The 17,685-nt window shown below is 69.2% G+C and carries 13 protein-coding genes; 12 read left to right on the top strand and 1 reads right to left on the bottom strand.

Annotation, left to right across the window (positions count from 1 at the left end):
- Positions 1 to 11: 11 nt before the first annotated feature.
- The 11 genes from pstC to J2X55_RS12615 all read left to right on the top strand — a co-directional run bounded on the left by pstC (position 12) and on the right by J2X55_RS12615 (position 14,736).
- A complete protein-coding gene (pstC, locus tag J2X55_RS12665) occupies positions 12 to 1,031 on the top strand; it encodes a phosphate ABC transporter permease subunit PstC (protein WP_115919228.1) in 1,020 nt (339 codons plus the stop codon).
- On the top strand, positions 1,031 to 2,365 hold the full coding sequence (gene pstA, locus J2X55_RS12660) for a phosphate ABC transporter permease PstA (RefSeq protein WP_115919226.1): 1,335 nt from the start codon (positions 1,031 to 1,033) through the stop codon (positions 2,363 to 2,365). The genes pstC and pstA overlap by 1 nt, the downstream gene beginning before the upstream one ends.
- On the top strand, positions 2,362 to 3,933 hold the full coding sequence (gene pstS, locus J2X55_RS12655) for a phosphate ABC transporter substrate-binding protein PstS (RefSeq protein WP_309823822.1): 1,572 nt from the start codon (positions 2,362 to 2,364) through the stop codon (positions 3,931 to 3,933). Before pstA ends, pstS begins: the two co-directional genes overlap by 4 nt.
- Positions 3,934 to 4,080: 147 nt before the next feature.
- Positions 4,081 to 6,714: a hypothetical protein gene (locus J2X55_RS12650; protein WP_115919222.1), complete on the top strand. Its 2,634-nt coding sequence runs from the start codon at positions 4,081 to 4,083 to the stop codon at positions 6,712 to 6,714.
- Between the two features lie 101 nt (positions 6,715 to 6,815).
- Complete coding sequence (locus J2X55_RS12645) at positions 6,816 to 7,958, top strand: hypothetical protein (RefSeq protein WP_115919220.1); 1,143 nt, start codon at positions 6,816 to 6,818, stop codon at positions 7,956 to 7,958.
- Positions 7,959 to 7,990: 32 nt separating this feature from the next.
- A complete protein-coding gene (locus J2X55_RS12640) occupies positions 7,991 to 9,559 on the top strand; it encodes an Ig domain-containing protein (RefSeq protein ID WP_309823819.1) in 1,569 nt (522 codons plus the stop codon).
- Between the two features lie 164 nt (positions 9,560 to 9,723).
- Positions 9,724 to 10,824: a hypothetical protein gene (locus tag J2X55_RS12635; protein ID WP_309823816.1), complete on the top strand. Its 1,101-nt coding sequence runs from the start codon at positions 9,724 to 9,726 to the stop codon at positions 10,822 to 10,824.
- Positions 10,824 to 11,615 (top strand): hypothetical protein, encoded by a 792-nt coding sequence (locus J2X55_RS12630; RefSeq protein WP_147302432.1) that lies wholly within the window; start codon positions 10,824 to 10,826, stop codon positions 11,613 to 11,615. Before J2X55_RS12635 ends, J2X55_RS12630 begins: the two co-directional genes overlap by 1 nt.
- A gap of 128 nt (positions 11,616 to 11,743) precedes the next feature.
- Entirely contained in the window at positions 11,744 to 12,583 is an 840-nt protein-coding gene (locus J2X55_RS12625; RefSeq protein ID WP_309823815.1) for a sortase domain-bontaining protein, read from the top strand.
- 547 nt (positions 12,584 to 13,130) lie between these two features.
- Positions 13,131 to 13,904, top strand: a complete 774-nt coding sequence (locus J2X55_RS12620) for a phosphate ABC transporter ATP-binding protein (protein ID WP_220338179.1) — start codon at positions 13,131 to 13,133, stop codon at positions 13,902 to 13,904.
- A 10-nt stretch (positions 13,905 to 13,914) separates the two neighbouring features.
- Complete coding sequence (locus J2X55_RS12615) at positions 13,915 to 14,736, top strand: LmeA family phospholipid-binding protein (protein ID WP_309823813.1); 822 nt, start codon at positions 13,915 to 13,917, stop codon at positions 14,734 to 14,736.
- 69 nt (positions 14,737 to 14,805) lie between these two features.
- Here J2X55_RS12615 and J2X55_RS12610 read toward each other — a convergent pair whose 3' ends face one another.
- On the bottom strand, positions 14,806 to 16,203 hold the full coding sequence (locus tag J2X55_RS12610) for a threonine/serine exporter family protein (RefSeq protein WP_309823811.1): 1,398 nt from the start codon (positions 16,201 to 16,203) through the stop codon (positions 14,806 to 14,808).
- A 181-nt stretch (positions 16,204 to 16,384) separates the two neighbouring features.
- Here J2X55_RS12610 and J2X55_RS12605 point away from each other — a divergent pair, with 181 nt between their 5' ends.
- On the top strand, positions 16,385 to 17,671 hold the full coding sequence (locus J2X55_RS12605) for an aspartate kinase (RefSeq protein WP_115919952.1): 1,287 nt from the start codon (positions 16,385 to 16,387) through the stop codon (positions 17,669 to 17,671).
- Positions 17,672 to 17,685: the final 14 nt, after the last annotated feature.

Raw genomic sequence — 17,685 nt, 5'->3', positions numbered from 1 at the left:
ATGGAGGGCGAATGACGGACACCACGACGGAGGTGCTGCCACCGACGACGGAGGCGGCGCAGCCGACACCTCGCTCGTTGAAGAGCGCTCCCGTCATCGCCGACCGGGTGTTCCGCTCCACCGCCTACGCCGCGGGAACCATCACCGTCGCCGTGATGCTCGCCGTCGGGATCTTCCTGACGGCGCGCGCGGGTGACGCCCTCTCGGTGGCGGGTCCGTCGTTCCTCACGACGCAGGAGTGGTCGCCCGAGACCGGGACGTTCGGGGTCGCCGCTGTCCTGTTCGGGACGGTGACGATCGCTCTCGTGGCGATGGCCATCTCGGTGCCGTTGGCGATGGGGACGGCGTTGCTGATCAGCGAGATCGTGCCGCCTCGCGCGCGCGGCCTCCTCATCACGATGGTCGACCTGATGGCGGCCGTGCCCAGTGTCGTGTTCGGGCTGTGGGGTGTCTTCTTCCTCCAGGCCGGCGTCATCCCGGTCGCGCAGTGGATCTCGACGTACTTCGGGTGGATACCGATCTTCCGCGTCGCCGACGAGACCGGCGCACGGCTGACGGACGCCGGGGCGTACACCTCCTCGGCCTTCATCGCGGGCATCGTCGTGGCGCTCATGGTCGTGCCGACCCAGACCTCCGTGATGCGTGAGGCGTTCTCGCAGGCGCCGCTCGGCGAGCGGGAGGGCGCCCTCGCACTCGGCTCGACCCGGTGGGGGATGATCCGCGCCGTCGTGCTCCCCTTCGGACGGGGAGGCATCATCGGCGGCACGATGCTCGGCCTCGGACGCGCACTCGGCGAGACCATCGCCGTGGTCATGATCATCTCTCCCATCTTCACGATCAACACCGAGCTGCTGAAGACCGGCACCAACTCGGTGTCGGCGCTCATCGCGCTGCGTTACGGGGAAGCGAGCCAGTTCGGCCTGTCCGCCCTCATGGCGGCGGGACTGGTGCTGTTCATCATCACGTTGATCGTCAATTTCACCGCGTCGACGATCGTCGCGCGCAGCCGATCCGGAGCGGAGAGCAACTGATGGCGATCCTCACCCCCGAGGCCCCGTCGTCGACGGCCCGAGACGAGCCTGCGCGTCTCCCCTCTCGCACGTCGATCCCGCATCGCACGGGCGTCGTCGGTGAGCGACGCGATCTGCGGACGGTCCCCTTCGGCGACCGGTTCGACCTCGTCGGCAGCGGAGCGGCGGCCATCGCGGTCTCGACGCTGATGTTCGGATGGCTCACCCCGATGACGGGTGTCGTCGGGTGGGTGGTGCTGTCGTTCATCGGCTTCCTCGGCATCTATGCCGTCCTGACCTCGATGCGCGCGGACCGTCTCGCCATCACCGAGCGGGTCATGACCGCGTTGTTCTACTCCGCGGGGGTGCTTCTTCTCGGGGCGCTCGCCTTCGTGGTGTTCTTCACCCTCGTGCGGGGCTCGTCGGCCCTGTTCCACCTCAACTTCTTCACCGAGACGATGAAGCTCGCCGGTCCCCTCGACCCGCTGACGATGGGGGGAATCGCCCACGCCATCGTCGGAACGCTCATCCAGATCAGCATCGCCCTGGCGATCACGATCCCGCTCGGGGTGACCACCGCCGTCTTCCTGAACGAGATCGGCGGGCGCTTCGCCCGCTTCGTCCGGACCATCTCGGATGCCATGACGGCTCTGCCCTCGATCGTCGCGGGACTGTTCGTCTACGCCGCCGTCGTGACCCTGATCACGAATCAGCGCTCGGGGTTCGCGGCATCCCTCGCCATCAGCGTGATGATGCTGCCCATCATCATCCGGGCATCGGACGTGGTGCTGCGCCTGGTGCCCCACAACCTGCGCGAGGCGTCCTACGCGCTCGGCACGAGCCGGTGGCGCACGGTGTGGAGCGTCGTCCTGCCCACCTCGCGCTCCGGTCTCGTCACGGCGGTGATCCTCGGTACCGCGCGCGGAATCGGCGAGACCTCTCCGGTGCTGCTCACCTCGGGCGTCACCGCGGAGATGAACCTGAACCCGTTCTCGGGTCCGATGATCTCGCTCCCGTTGCAGGTGTTCGACTTCGTGAAGTCGCCGGAACCGAGCATGATCGCGCGCGGGTTCGGCGCTGCCGCCACCCTCGTGCTGCTCGTGCTGACGTTGTTCATCGTCGCCCGCCTGATCGGTGGGCGAGGGCCCGGCCAACTCTCGGACCGTCAGCGCCGTGCCGCAACCGCCGCGTCGGCTCGGGATCTCCTCCGCATCGAGGGGGAGCCCGCCGCCGCGTCGCGTACGGGGCGACGTGCCATGCCGCCGGGCCGCCCGCCCCGGACCCTCGAGCGTCGCATCTCGCTGCGCGCCCTGACCGCACGCTTCACCCCATCCACCGAGGAGAACCCGTCGTGAATGTCCGTCCCCGCCTGGCCCGCTTCGCCGCGGTGCTCGCGGTCGTCTCCCTCGTCGCGCTGGCCCCGACGCCCGCACAGGCCGACGGGTACGTGCCGATCTCCGGATCGGGCTCGACCTGGTCCCAGAACGCGCTGGATCAATGGCGCAAGAACGTGGCCAGCAACTACGGCATGACGGTGAACTACTCGGGGACGGGGTCGAGCGCCGGGCGCAGCGATTTCATCAAGGAGACCGTCGACTTCGCCATCAGCGAGATCCCGTTCCAAGCGAACCCCGAGGACGGCTCACCTCCCGAGAAGCCGACGACGGGCTACGCGTACATGCCCATCGTCGCGGGGGGTACCTCCCTCATGTACAACCTCAAGATCGGGGGCAAACGGGTCACCAATCTGCGGCTATCCGGCGAAGTCATCGCGAAGGTCTTCTCGGGGCAGATCTCCACGTGGAACGACCCGGCGATCCAAGCCGACAATCCGGCGCTCGCGATGCCCGATCGTCCGATCACCCCCGTCTATCGCTCGGACGGCTCGGGGACGAGCGCGCAGTTCACGCTGTGGATGTCGAAGCAGTACGGGAACATCTGGACCCAGGGGATGCGATCGCAGTTCCCGCAGGTCAACGCGTCCTTCAAGGGTCAGAACGGGTCGCTCGGCGTCGCCGGCTACGTCAGCCAGGACTACGGCGAGGGAGCCATCACCTACGTGGAGTACTCGTACGCCATGAAGTCCGGGTTCCCGGTGGTGAAGGTGCTGAACAAGGCGGGCTTCTACGTCGAGCCGACGTACCAGTCGGTCGCGGTCGCGCTGATGTCCGCCGCCATCAATCCCGACCTGACCCAGAACCTCGACGGTGTGTATAACAGCAATGACCCGCGTACTTACCCCATGTCGAGCTACTCGTACATGATCGTCCCTACCGCCACGAACAAGATCTTCACGGCCGACAAGGGCAAGACGCTGAGTCGGTTCGCCGACTACATGCTGTGCGAAGGGCAGCAGCAGGCGGCCGCTCTGGGATACTCGCCCCTGCCGATGAACCTCGTGCAGGCGGGTTCCGAGGTCCTGAAATCGATCCCGGGAAGTGAAGGCGGCGTCGATTTCAACGCGTGCAACAATCCCACCTTCAAACCGGGCGATTCTCCTGCCAGCAACCAGCTCGCAGCGACGGCGCCGCAGCCACCCGACTGCGACAAGCAGGGGGCGACTCAGTGCGTCGAAGGAACGGGTGGCGCGCAGGAAGCGACAGCGTCGACGGGCTCGGGTGGCGTCAGCGGCGGTGCGAACAGTGCGGCGGCAGTCGCGGGTTCCGGGGGCTCTGCCGCCGCCGGTTCCTCGGCGACGGCAGCAGGGTCTCCCTCCGGTGGTGCGGGTGATGCACCGGTATACGACGCGAACGGCAACCTGGTGTCGGGGGCAGGAGGGGCCGTCAACGCCGCTGTCTCTTCGCCCTTCACGCTCGACGACAACGGCTGGGGTACGCCGCAGACCGCGATGCTCGCGGCCGGGCTGCTGATGGTCGCCGCCGTGCTCATTCCGCCGATCATCGGCCGCCGGTCGCGGCGTTGAAATAGCCCTGATCGGGCATTTGTCGACGTTCTCATCTCCACTAGTTTGCGGCGACACCTCGTTACCACCGCGTTCATGCGGTCGTCATCCAGCGCCCTTTGAGTAGGCCTGACGGCGCTGCACGCGCACGAAGACAAGGAATCACTCGTGTACAACCACCTCGACGGCCCGGCCCACCCCGGGTTCCGCCGCGCTGCAACGGAAGGCTCGCGCCGCGGACGCCGTCTGCGGTCGTGGGCGCTGTCCGCGCTCTCGGGGACGCTCTGCGCCGTCGCCGTGTTCACCGTGGTGTCGGTCGCGGGCATCGCGTCGATGCCGGCCCGGGCCGCCGATGCCCACTCCTCGGCGGTGACGGTGTCGTCGAAGCAGCAGCATCCCGCGCTCGCCGACGCCCCGATGCCTGATCTGTCGGTGACGGTGTCGCAGACGCGGGACCTCGGCGCCCAGGGCGTCCAGCTCAGCTGGACGGGTGCGAAGAAGTCGACGCCACCGAGCGGCCAGATCGGCGGCGAGAACTTCCTCCAGATCTTCCAGTGCTGGGGCGATCTTCTCGGTTCCGACGGCGAGCCCGTGCTCGACGATGCCGGAAACCGCCAGCCCGACCGCACCACGTGCCAGTACGGCGGATTCAACACCCCCGGAGCCGCGCGCGACGGGGTGCGCGAACCCGGGACCGTGGCGGAAGAGGACCGCCCGTGGTCGACCAACGCCGACGGCGACGACCCGTTCGCCGCCCCGGTGACGGCTGTACCGTTCCGTTCGGCGACGGGCAAGACCATCGCCCCCATCGTCGACGGAAAAGTCGTGCCGGATGCCGGCAATCTGGCCAGCAACGAGTTCTACACCGCGAAGACCACGAACGAGATCTCGTGGGCCGGTAGCGGCGCCGACGGCTCGGGGGTGGCGAAGTTCGAGCTCCAAACCGCCATGCAGTCGACCGGTCTCGGGTGCGGAGCCGCCACCACCGATCCGACGGGCAAGACGGTGGGGGCCGGGTGCTGGCTGGTGATCGTCCCCCGTCCTCAGAACGATGTCGGTCAGGCGCACATCACCAGCTCCGGCCTGTTCTGGGACGCGTGGAAGCATCGTCTGGCGGTCCGCCTCGACTTCAAGCCCATCGGTGTGCGGTGCGCATTCGGTGCTGCCGAACGCCAGCTCTCCGGCAGCGAGCTCGCGGCGATCGCCGTTCGCTCGTGGCAGCCCTCCCTCTGCAACAACAAGGGCGGCTCGATCTACTCCCTGCTCACCGGGAGCGAGTCCGATGCGCTGAGGGCGGCGGACACCTCGACCGCAGCGCCTTTGGCATTGGCATCCGAGCCCCTTCCCGCCGACCAGAGCACCGGTCTCGTCTACGCACCGATCGCATTGACCGGGGTGACCGTCGGTTTCGCGATCGATCAGAATCCGCTGCCGCTCGATACCGTCCCCGCCGAGGTGACGAACAAGGCTGCGCTCCCGTTCGAGTCTCTCAACCTCACGCCGCGACTGGTCGCCAAGCTCCTCACCGCCTCGTACCGTGACGCTCTCCCGTACGGCGCCGATCTGTCGCACATCGGATACAAGAGCGCGACGGATGCCGGTCACAACGCCGTGAACCTCACCACCGACCCCGACTTCCTCGCTGTGAACGACACCGCCTGGCAGTATCAGGGGTTCCGGAGCCCGGGCGTCGCCGACCTGCTCATCCCTCAAGGGCGCAGTGATGCTGCTCGGGCCGTCTGGCAGTACGTCCTCGCGGATGCCGATGCCCGGTCATTCCTCTCCGGCCAGGCGGACCCCTGGGGCATGATCGTCAACCCGTGGTACGCGACCGACGCGGCGAAGAACCCCAGTGGGTTCGGGCTGACCCTCCCGCGCGAGGACTTCCCCAAAGCCGATCCCCTCGAGACGCCGGGGGAGTCCGGCGGAGCGGCCCCGGTCAACCTCGTCACGTGGCGTCCCTACACGAACGACCTCGAGTCCGGGGCGTACCTCACGCTCCGCGGCGACAACCAGCAGCTGGGCTCGTGGGACCCGTTGAGTCTCCCGCCCAAGTACACCAAGGCGGGGCGCGATCTCGCGGGCTCGCAGAAGGTGCTGAGCCTCACCGACAGCTCCTCTGCGGAGCGCTACCAGGTGCTCACCGCCTCGCTGAAGAACTCGGCGGGCACCTTCGTGGCCGCGGACGCGCGGTCGCTCGCCGCCGCCGCGGCCGCGATGACATCCGTCGACAAGGTCGAGGGGGTCATGCACTTCGACCCGACGTCCGACGCGGCCAAGACGGCGACCGACGCCTATCCCCTCGCCCTGCCGGTCTACGCCGCGACGAATCGCGACAAGATCGATCAGCAGACGCGCTCCGCCTACGCCTCCTTCATCCGTTTCGTCGTCGGCGACGGGCAGACGGCGGGGTCCGAAGATGGGCAGCTTCCCGCGGGATATGCGCCGATCCCCGCCGATTGGGTCGACCGGGCCCGAGCCGCAGCCGACGTGATCGAGAACGGTGCGACCGCCCCGGCCACCTCGACCCCGTACGTCCCCGCGGCTGCGGTCACCGGCTCGGCATCCGGCGGCGCCGCGGCCCCCGCACCACCGGCCGCCGCAGGGTCGTCGTCGTCGTCCGGTGCGGCCGCATCGAGCGCAGCCACGGGCGCGAGCGCCGCACCCCTGACCGGTGGGAAGACGCCCGATGACCCCGACACCGGGGCCATGGCGGCAGCCGTTCCGGCGAGCGCCCTCGCGGGGCTGGTCGGCGCTCTCGGCATCCCCCTCATCACCCGCCTCCGACGACGGCTCACCTGACCGGTCCGTGTCGGCCCTCTGACTTTCCTTCCCGCATCACCCGAACAGCAGTTCTGCCCACAGCACCACCACGCAGGAACAACTCAAGGAGAAACACGCACATGAAATTCACGAAGGTCGCCGCGGTCGCCGCGGCCCTGGGTATCGCGATGGCCGGCGTGGCCGTCGCCGCACCGGCCAATGCCGAGCCGGTCTCGAACAGCTACACGCTGGTCGGCTCGGACACCCTGCAGGACGTCGTCAACGCGCTGACGAACGGTACCGACGTCACCGGCGCACGCGTCCGTGTGACCGCCAACAACCAGACCGTCGGCTCGTTCGACGCGTTCGGTTCGAGCGCCATCCAGGCCAAGCCGGGCGGACAGTTCTTCGGCCGCCCGTCGGGTTCGGGACAGGGCCTCAATGCCCTCTCCGCATCGATCAGCGGCAACACCTACACCGGCAACGCCGCCATCCCGAAGAAGGACATCACGGGCCAGGTCGACATCGCGCGTTCGTCGTCGGGCTGGGGCAACAACGAAGACACCACCAACGGCAAGCTCGCCTACATCCCGTTCGGCCGCGACGCGGTCGGTTTCGCTTACAAGGGCGGCACCTCCGCGTGGGCGCACCTCACCCTCGACCAGATCAAGGGCGTCTACGCCGGCACGATCACCTCGATCGACGGCGTCGCCGTCAAGCCGATTCTTCCGCAGACCTCGTCGGGTACCCGCAAGTTCTTCCTGAAGGCTCTCACCGGTAGCGAAACGGGTGCGACACCCGGCGTGTCCGCAGGAACCGAACGCGGTCAGTACAGCAACACCGCCACGGCCGAGAACGATGGAACCGTCCTGCAGGCGGGAGAGATCATCCCGTTCTCGGTTGCCAACTGGGTCGCCCAGTCCAACGGCGCAACGGGTGTGAACACCACCGCGAACGCGTCGTTCGGCGGTGCCCAGGGCTCCACCGACCCGTTCACCGTGGCCGACGGCAAGCTCGTCCCCAACTCCGCCTATTACAGCGACGCGACGTTCGGTCGTGACACCTACCTCATCGTCGAGCGCGCCCGCATCACCCAGGGCAACGCGAAATACGACGCGGCTCTGGCCAATCTCGTCAAGCCGGGAACGTCGGGCGTCGCCTCCAGCCTGGCGGGCTTCAACACGAACCTCGCCACCCAGCCCGGAGCCGTCAAGCAGGTCTTCGGCTTCCTGCCCCCCTCGAGCTACGTCGTCCACTACGCGTACGCCACCCTCCCGTACTGATCTGCACACCTTTTGAGGACCGGACTTCCATCATGAAGAACACGTTCAAGCTGGGCCTCGCGGCCGTCACCGCGCTCGCCCTCTCGCTGGGTGGCGCGGGTACCGCTTTCGCGGCCCAGACCACCACCGCCACCGGTTCGACCGGTGCGGCCTACGCCATCTCCGGAGACGACGGATCGGTCATTCCGGAGGGCACCGTCCTCAACTGGGACGACCCCGTGCTGCTCGTTCCCAACACCGCCAACATCACGCAGACGTTCCCCGGTGACGCCTCGGCGACGAGCGCGAAGTTCTTCGCCGCCACTCGCGGTTCCGAGCGCACGGTCTCGGGCTGGAAGGCCTGGGGCGACGCCGGATTCAAGGGCTCGACCAAGGAGCTGCTGAGCCCCCAGGTCACCCTGGGAAACCTCACGGCGGGAGACTTCGCCGGTCTGAAGACCACCGGCGGCGACTTCAGCCTCGGTGTCGCCAACCTCAACAACAACGGGCTGAGCATCGCGGGCGGCGTCGCGTACTACGTGTGGATCCACGTCAACGCGGGCGGAACCTGGACGTTCGAGAACACCGTCGCGGCTCCAACCGCCACCGCCCCCACCATCACCACGGCAGCGCTCAACGCCGCCACGGTCGGCACGGCGTTCTCGCAGACGCTCACCGCCGACGGCACCGCACCCCTCACCTGGTCGGTCAAATCGGGCGGCGCCCTGCCCGCAGGCCTCGCGCTCGACGCCTCCAGCGGCGTCGTCTCGGGCACGCCCACGACCGCGGGAGCGTACAGCGCCACGATCGTCGCGACCAACAGCGCGGGTTCGAACGAGAAGGCCTTCTCGGGCACGGTGGCGGCTGCCGCTCCGACCGCTCCGACCAAGCCCGAGGGTTCGGCCGCGAACAAGGTCGACATCGCCGACCCCGCGAAGGGTGCGAAGACGGTCACGGTTCCCGCTGGTTCCGCCAACGCGAACAAGACGCTCGTCGCCTGGGCCTGGTCCGCCCCGACCAACCTCGGCCAGGTCGCGACCGACGCCAACGGCATCGCGACCGTCGACATCTCGTCGCTGCCGGCCGGTGAGCACACCATCGCGCTGACCGCGCCCGGCGACGCGACGTTCGCGGTCCTCGCATGGGACACGATCACCAAGGTCTCGGCCTCCGGTGACACCACCGCCGACACGGTCGCCGTGACCGCCGCCGTGACCGCCAGCGACCTGTGGTCGCTGAACGCCGAGGCCACAAAGGTCGACTTCGGCGGCGTCGCGCGCGACAAGACCGTCCAGGCGTCGCTCGGCAAGGTCACCGTCGTCGACGACCGCAACGTGCCCAAGGGCTGGAGCCTCGACGCCGCATGGAGCTCATTCAAGAACGCGGCGGGCGACGAGATCCCGGCTGCGGCCCTCACGCTGGCTCCCAAGGCCTACGCCGGTTCGACCCTGGTCTCCGGGGTGACCCTCGGCACCACGGGCTCGAAGATCGCGTCCAGCTCGGCCGTCTCCACGCTCACCTCCGGTGCGCTGTTCGACGCCGATCTCACCTTCACGGCTCCGAAGGACGCCAAGACCGGTGACTACACCTCGACGCTGACACTCACGCTCACCTCCAAGTGAGCTGAGTTCGGATAAACGCGCCGCGCGCCGTGCGGGGAGGCCTTCACCGGTCTCTCCGCACGGTGTGGCGGCACCCCGGCCGCGACATGTCTCGGCACGTTCCCCATCAGGCCTCGTTCACCCCCGCGACATGCCTACGTCGCCCCCATCTGCGGAGATATACCGTGCTCTCCACGACCTCGCGGCGCCGCTTCCCGGCTCTGGGCGCCGCTCTTCTTGTCGCTGCGGCGACGATCGTCTCGCTCGTCCCCTCGGCGCCCGCGACGGCGGCCGAGGGCGATGTCCCGTCGGCGGCCTCCGTCGGTGTCGCGACACGCCCCGCCGGCGAGGACGGACGCCCCGACAGCCGCTCCCGGTTCACCTTCACCGCCGACCCCGGCCAGAGCATCACCGACCGCGTGCTCGTCGGCAACACGGGCACGCAACGGCAGGACTTCACCGTCTTCGCCACCGATGCATTCAACGGGGAGGACGGCAGCTTCTCGCTGCTGGCGTCCGCGGATGCCCCCACCTCGGTCGGTGCGTGGTTGCGTTTCGACGACGGCAGCGACCGGGTCCGATTCTCTCTCGCGCCCGACGAGGTGCGTCTTCTCACGTTCACGATCGCGGTGCCGGCCGACGGCACACCCGGCGATCACGTCGGCGGTCTCGTGGCATCCGTCGTCCAAGACGGGCAGCAGGTCGATGTCGACCGCCGCGTGGCCACATCGATCTTCGCGCGCGTATCCGGGGAGCTGCAGCCGCAACTCACCATCACCAGCTACGACGCGGTCCACGAGGGCGACTGGTGGAACCCTCTGGGTGGGGCGGTGAAGGCGCGGTACACCGTCACGAACACGGGCAACGTCGCGTTGGCGGCGAACCTCACGAACGGTGTGAGCACGTGGTTCGGCCTCGCTGCCACGGGCCTCCAGGGCGGCAGCATCCCCGTGCTGCTCCCCGGTAACACCTCGACGTACGAGACGACCGTCGGCGGTGTCGGGCAGTGGTTCTACCTCGATGCGCGAACGGTGCTGAGCCCGTTCGTCGATTCCCCGGACATGACGCAGCAGCTCTCGGTCACGCCGGTGTCGCGCGATGCGGTGACCTTCGCCATTCCGTGGACGCTGTTGCTCCTTCTCGCTCTCGCCGCGATCGTCTTCGTGCTCCTTCGGTGGCGCCGTCGGCGTGACGAAGCGCTCGCCCAGCAGTGGGTCGACTACATGGAGCACGCCACCGCGGCCGATGCGAACAGTGCGGCAGACCTGCGCGTGGGCGCCCCGTGATGCCCCGGCGGCGTGCGTCGCAGCGGCTCGTCCTCTCTCTGGCGTTCGCGTCCGTCGCCGCGGTGAGCTTCGCCGTGCCCGCTTTCGCATCGGACGCCGACTCCGGCACTCCGCTGACCGTGACCATCACCGACGGATCGACGCCCTCGCCGTCTTCGTCCTCGCCATCGACCGGCTCCGGCCCCGCCTCGGGCGCGTCTCTCGGTGGATCGTCGACGGGCGGAGCGCGCGGGGCGGGCGGTTCCGCCGGCATCGGGGGGTCGACGGGCACCGGCACTTCCTCGGATCAGGGCACGACGCCGGCCGGACAGACCACCCCCGCGAACGAAGTGAGTGCCGGCGGCGGTTTGTTCGTCAGCGGGCTGAACGGCGACGGGATGCCGGCCATCAATCCCGCCGATGGGACGGTGGACATGTGGTTCACCGTGCGCAATGCGTCGACGAAGCCGGTCGATGCCGCGGCCGATTTCTGGATGGAGGGCACGGTGTTCTCCAACCGTCTCGACAGCCGTGACGACGTGCCCATCGCTGCTCTTCAGCCGGGGGAGACGCGCACGGTCGCGGCGACGCTGAGCGGGGCGGGACAGTGGACGCTCGTCTCGGCCCATGTGACCTTCACCCCGCCGGAGACCGACGACGCAGCGTCGTCGACCTCGGTCACGCGCGATGCGCTCGTGCTGGTGTTCCCGTGGCTGCTCGTGCTCGTCGCGATGGCGACCGCCCTGGCCCTCGCGATCGTCCGGGTCGTCCGCACGGCGCTACCGCGGGTTCCCACGGCGGTCGCGTCATGACCCTGTCCGACCAACGGCTGACCACGGGCGAGGAAGGTTCCGCAGCGATGCGGTCGACACCCCCGCGCCCGCCTCGCCCCCCTCGTCGACCGCCGCGTCGTCGGCCGGAGTATGCGCCCCTGTCCCCGGTGCAGGTCTTCGTCCGCGGGACGCTGGCTTCGATCGCGGTCCTCGTCCTGGTCTTCCTGGTGAACCTGCTCGTCGTCAGCCACGTGAGTCACTTCGCCTCGCAGCAGCAGTTGCGGGACACGTATCGCGCTCAGCTGGCGGAGGGGACCGCTCCGGTGAGCGAGGGCGACTTCGAGGATCATCTGCTCGTCGACGGCGCCCCCGTGGCGCTGCTGTCAATCCCTCAGCTCGGCATCGACGAGGTGGTCTCCGAGGGGACGACGTCGGGCGTCCTGATGCAGGGACCCGGCCATCGCCGCGACACCGTGCTGCCGGGGCAGGCGGGCGTCAGCGTGATCATGGGGCGCACGGCGGCGTTCGGCGGACCGTTCGCACGCCTGCAGACGTTGCAGCCGGGCGAGACGTTCACCGTCCGCACGGGGCAGGGCGAGCAGACGTTCGAGGTCCTCGGCGTTCGGTACGCGGGAGATCCGACTCCGCCGGCGCCCGTGCGGGGCGAGAGCCGGCTCATTCTCATGGCGGCCCGCGGCGCGCCCTACCTCCCGACGGGCGTCGCGTACGTGGATGCCAGCAGCACCGGAGCCGCGCAGGCCACGGGCGCTCGTCAGACCACCTCGATGGCCGTCCCCCCGCAGGCGAAACCGATGGCGACGGACATGACGACGGTGTGGGCGCTGATCTTCGCGCTGCAGTTCCTCGTCGTGGCCGAGCTGCTCGCCGTGTGGGCGTATCGACGCGTGGGGTGGCAGAAGACGTGGGTCGTCTTCGCCCCCGTCCTCCTGCTGGCGAGCGTCTTCGTCTCGGATCAGCTCATCCGTCTTCTTCCCAACCTCCTCTGACCGGAGTACCCGAATGTGCCCCATCATCGATCCCGAGCCTCGAGACCAGCGCGGTCCCGAGCACGATCCGTCGTCTCCCGCGCCCCGCACCCCGGATCCTTTCCGCACCGACGTGATGAGCGTCGAGCACCGAGCGGGGGATCCGTTCATGACCGACGTCGTCTCGGCGGAGGAGCTCGACCTGCTCACGCGGAGCCCCCAGGGGGCTGCGCCGACCACGGTCGTCCTTCCGCCGGAAGGATCGGTCGCCGCACAGGCCCGCCGCGCGCGGCGCACGACGCGCCTGTTCGGTCGATCGGTCGCCGCGGGTGCCGACGAGGTCACGGACGTGATCTCGTCAGACGCCGGTGCGTATCCCTCGATCGCCCCGGCGGTGTCGTCGGCTGCCGTTCCGGTGGGCTCCGCTCCGATCACGTCGACGGGGTACACGGTGTCGTCCGCGTCGGTCCGGGCCTCCGCCGTGTCGCTTCCGAACGGAGCCTCCGCGACGTCGGAGCGCGTCGCCGAGGCGGAACGCCTGATCGCGGAGGCAGCGCCACGTCCCCCGCTGTCGAAGCTCGATGCGCGATCGATCTCTGCCTGGTTCGGCGATCATCAGGTCCTCCTCGACGTGTCCCTCACGATGCCCGCGGGGCAGGTGACCGCACTCATCGGCCCCTCGGGCTGCGGCAAGTCGACGTTCCTGCGCATCCTCAATCGCATGCACGAGTTGGTGCCCTCGGCAGCGCTCGCCGGCGAAGTACTGCTGGACGGCGACGACATCTACGACCCCGGTCACCGGCTGATCGATGCACGCAAGCACATCGGCATGGTGTTCCAGAAACCGAACCCCTTCCCGGCGATGTCCATCTACGACAACGTCATCGCGGGTCTCAAGCTCACGGGTCGCCGCGCCGCGCGCGACGAGAAGGATCACCTCGTCGAGACCTCGCTGCAGAGCGCGGGACTGTGGAAAGAGGTCAAGGATCGCCTGCGCGCACCGGGTGGGGGACTCTCCGGTGGGCAGCAGCAGCGTCTCTGCATCGCTCGATCGCTCGCGATCCGTCCGAAGATCCTGCTCATGGACGAGCCCTGCTCGGCGCTCGACCCCACCTCGACCCGCGTGATCGAGGAGACGATGGGCGAGCTGCAGAAGGAGCTGACGATCGTCATCGTCACGCACAACATGCAGCAGGCGCAGCGCGTCTCACAGCAGTGTGCCTTCTTCCTCGCGTCGCAGGGCCAGCCCGGGCACATCGTGGAGCACGGCGATACCGCGGCGATGTTCGACTCGCCGATCGACCCGCGCACCTACGACTACGTCAACGGGCGATTCGGATAGGACGCGGCTCATGACCCTTTTCGACGAACGGACCGAGCTGCTGCCTTCCGCGCAGACGCCGGAGCCTTCCGAACCAGACCGGCCCGGCCTGGGGCTCCGTGTGGCGATCCTCGTCGTCGTCATCATCGCGCTGGCGGCGACCGCCTTCGCGACGGCGGAGGGGCTCATGCACGCCGAGCGCGAACGGGCCATCGTCGGCGAGGCGCGTACCATGTTCGCCCTTCCCGCGAGCCAACGCATCGAGGTCGACATCCCGGGTTCCGTTCTGCTTCAGGAACTCCTCGGACGCTTCGACCGCGTCGGTCTCACGGTCCACAGCTTCTCCACCGGGCCGACCACCTCCGACCTGACAATGACCGTGGAGGGATTCCACGACGCCGACGGCATCTGGACGGCGGACCACCTGTCTGCGGTGGCGACACTCTCCGCCGCGCAGACGACAGCGCTCGTGGTCCCGCCGGAAGCGCAGGGAGCGATGCGGGTCGGCTTCTCGGGCGATGACATCGTGTTCGCTGCGTCTGTGCCCGCAGGAGCGGCCCCGCAATCGGTGAGCGTTGCGATGACGCCGCACTTCGACGGGGGCCGGGTCGGAATAAGACTCACCTCGGTCACGGTGGGCGGCAAGACGCTGTCCGCCGAGGAGATGCGAGCGGAGTCGGGTGTCGATCTCGCGGCGATGCAGCCCGCCCCGGTGTGTCTCTCCGAGGCGCTGCCGCGCTTCCTCCGGGTGCACGACGTCCGGGTCAGCGACCAGCGCTTCCGCATCGAGTTCGACGCCGACCTGCGCGCCGCCGAGACCGCCGCAGGTCTCCTCCCGGGTACCTGCCCGTGAGGGCGCCGGATGCCGCAGTCCGGTGCCCGCGCACCGCGGGGGCCCTGGCATCCGGGCACTGCTCCGGATCTACCGCCGCACGCGCGCCCGCACCCGCGTGACGCTCGACAGCGTCGCACGCAGCGGCTGGCCGAGGTAGATCCCGAGCGAAGCGCCCACCGCGAGGGCGATGCCGACGGTCGCCGCCCCGGCCAGTGTCGTCACCCCCGACATGAGTACGAGGGGATTGTCGCCTGACTCGACGATCCCGAGCAGGCCGCGGAACACGGCGGCACCGGGAACGAGGGGGAGGATCGCCGCGGTCGTGATGGCAACCGAGGGCACGTGCAGACGGTAGGCGACCACGATGCCCGCGAAGCTGCCGACGAAAGCCCCCACGCCGCTCGCTGCGGCGACCTCGAAGCCCAGCCCGGAGGCCCCGACGTAACCCGCCCAGGCCACGAGGCTGAGGGCGGCGCTGACGACGACGATGCGCGCGCCCGCGCCGTTGAACACGGCCACCGCGATGGCGATGACCGCGGCTCCCACGAACTGGACGCCGACCGGTCCGAGCGGCAGCGCGTTCGACGGGGGCGACATCCCCATGCCGAGGACGCGCACCGTCTCGAGCCCCGCGAGGATCCCCAGCACCACCCCGAGGGTCTGCGTGGTGAGTTCGAGGATGCGCCCCGTCGCCGTCAGCGCAAAACCGTCGATGGCATCCTGCGCGGCGCCCACCACGGTGAGACCGGCCAGCATCAGGACGATCCCGGATGCCACGACCACCGAGGGTCTGATCGCCGCGGCCGCATCGAGGCCGGTGTAGCGCAGCAGCGGTGACAGCGCCGCGAAGACGGTGAGGACGAAACCGCCCGCGATCTGCGCGAAGAAGTAGGGCACACGGGCCCGGGCCAGCATGTGCTGCGTCGTGGCGGCCAGGGCCGCGGCGATGAACGACAGCACCAGGGCGAGCCAGTTCGCCCCGAACATGATCGCCACGCCCGCGGCGAGCGAGGCCTGCGAGGCGATGACGATCGCCGGACGGTACCGGAAGGGCAGCCGCCGGATCGCGCGGCACCGGACGATCGCCTCGTCGAGGCCCAGGCCGCCGGTGATCTCCTGAACGAGGGCCTGGAGGCGCTGCAGCTTCGCGTGGTCGGGGACGGAGCCGCGCACCACGCGCAGCAGGGTGGTCGGGTGGGTGGCGCCCGGACGGCTGTGCGCGATGGTGATGGAGTTGTAGGTCACGTCCACGTGGACGGGGTCGAGCCCGTACGCCCCGCATACCCGCACGATCGTGAGGGTCACCTCGTTGGCCGGGGCACCGACGACGAGCATCGTCTCGCCGATGCGGATGGCCAGGTCGAGGATCCGGGTCGAGAGGGCCTCGTCGATGATCGGGAGGAGCGTCGTATCGGGTGAGGAGACGTCGTCGACGTGGACGAACCGGCGCAAGGACGACAGCAGTCGGCGCGGGGTGGGGGGCAACCGCGGGCCTCCAGAGAAGCGGGGGAGAGGGGCGTTCGATCTTATCGACGGGCCCTGCGGTTTCCCCGCGTGCCGACCCATGACGGAGGCGGTATGCGCCCGCCTCTAGGATGATCCTCGGGTGCGGCACGAGCGCCCCGTCGTGGCATCCCGACGCGCGACCTCTCCGGGAGTTCTCCTCATGGCTCTGATCGTCCAGAAGTACGGCGGCTCGTCCGTCGCCGACGCCGAGAGCATCAAGCGGGTCGCCAAGCGCATCGTCGACACCCGTCGCGCCGGCCACGAGGTCGTCGTCGCCGTCAGCGCGATGGGCGACACCACCGACGAACTGCTCGATCTCGCGAACCAGGTCGCGCCCATCCCGGCGCCCCGCGAGCTCGACATGCTGCTGTCCAGCGGCGAACGCATCTCGATGGCGCTGCTGGCCATGGCGATCCACTCGATGGGCTTCGAGGCCCGCTCCTTCACCGGCAGCCAGGCGGGCATGATCACGGATGCCACGCACGGCGCCGCCCGCATCGTCGACGTCACGCCCGTGCGACTGCGCGAGGCGCTCGATGAGGGGGCGATCGTGATCGTCGCCGGCTTCCAGGGCTTCAACCGCGACACCCGCGACATCACGACGCTCGGCCGCGGTGGCTCCGACACGACCGCCGTTGCGCTCGCCGCCGCCCTCAAAGCGGACGTGTGCGAGATCTACAGCGACGTCGACGGCATCTTCACCGCCGATCCCCGCGTCGTACCGCTGGCCCGCAAGCTCGACCGTGTCGGCAGCGAAGAGATGCTCGAGCTCGCCGCCAACGGCGCGAAGGTCCTCTACATCCGCGCGGTGGAGTACGCCCGCCGTCACGGCGTGCTCATCCACGCCCGGTCCACGTTCAGCTCGGGCGAGGGCACCTGGGTGCTCGACGCCTCGAAGACCTCACCGCTCGTCCCCGAGGGAGCCACCATGGAAGAGCCCATCGTCGCCGGCGTCGCCACCGACCTCAGCCAGGCGAAGATCACCGTCATCGGCGTGCCCGACGTTCCCGGCAAGGCCGCCGACATCTTCAAGATCGTCGCCAAGTCCGGCGCGAACGTCGACATGATCGTGCAGAACGTCTCCGCCGCCGCGACCAGCCGCACCGACATCTCGTTCACGCTGCCCAAGACCGACGCCCCGACGGCGCTCAAGGCGCTCGCCGCGGAGCAGGCCGAGGTCGGGTTCGAGAGCCTCGTGCACGACGACCAGATCGGCAAGCTGTCGGTCGTCGGCGCGGGCATGCGCACGCACTCGGGCGTTTCGGCGACCCTCTTCGAGGCGCTGAGCCTCGCGGGTGTGAACATCGAGATGATCTCGACGTCGGAGATCCGTATCTCGGTCGTCGTCCGCGGTGTCGACCTCGCCGAGGCCGCGCGCCTCGTGCACACGGCGTACGGTCTCGACGGCGACGCCGAGGCCACCGTCCACGCCGGTACCGGTCGCTGACCGGCTCTGCGCCT

The sequence above is a fragment of the Microbacterium sp. 1154 genome, from assembly GCF_031455375.1.
GTDB lineage: Bacteria > Actinomycetota > Actinomycetes > Actinomycetales > Microbacteriaceae > Microbacterium.
The sequence above is the reverse complement of the archived record's forward strand: the minus strand, read 5'-3'. Positions and strand labels throughout refer to the sequence as shown.

Excerpts from the sequence above, each read along its gene's own strand:
- J2X55_RS12615 (WP_309823813.1), top strand. The coding sequence starts at position 13,915 with ATGACCCTTTTCGACGAACGGACCGAGCTGCTGCCTTCCGCGCAGACG.
- J2X55_RS12645 (WP_115919220.1), top strand. The coding sequence starts at position 6,816 with ATGAAATTCACGAAGGTCGCCGCGGTCGCCGCGGCCCTGGGTATCGCG.
- pstA (WP_115919226.1), top strand. The coding sequence starts at position 1,031 with ATGGCGATCCTCACCCCCGAGGCCCCGTCGTCGACGGCCCGAGACGAG.
- J2X55_RS12605 (WP_115919952.1), top strand. The coding sequence starts at position 16,385 with ATGGCTCTGATCGTCCAGAAGTACGGCGGCTCGTCCGTCGCCGACGCC.
- J2X55_RS12640 (WP_309823819.1), top strand. The coding sequence starts at position 7,991 with ATGAAGAACACGTTCAAGCTGGGCCTCGCGGCCGTCACCGCGCTCGCC.
- J2X55_RS12630 (WP_147302432.1), top strand. The coding sequence starts at position 10,824 with ATGCCCCGGCGGCGTGCGTCGCAGCGGCTCGTCCTCTCTCTGGCGTTC.
- pstC (WP_115919228.1), top strand. The coding sequence starts at position 12 with ATGACGGACACCACGACGGAGGTGCTGCCACCGACGACGGAGGCGGCG.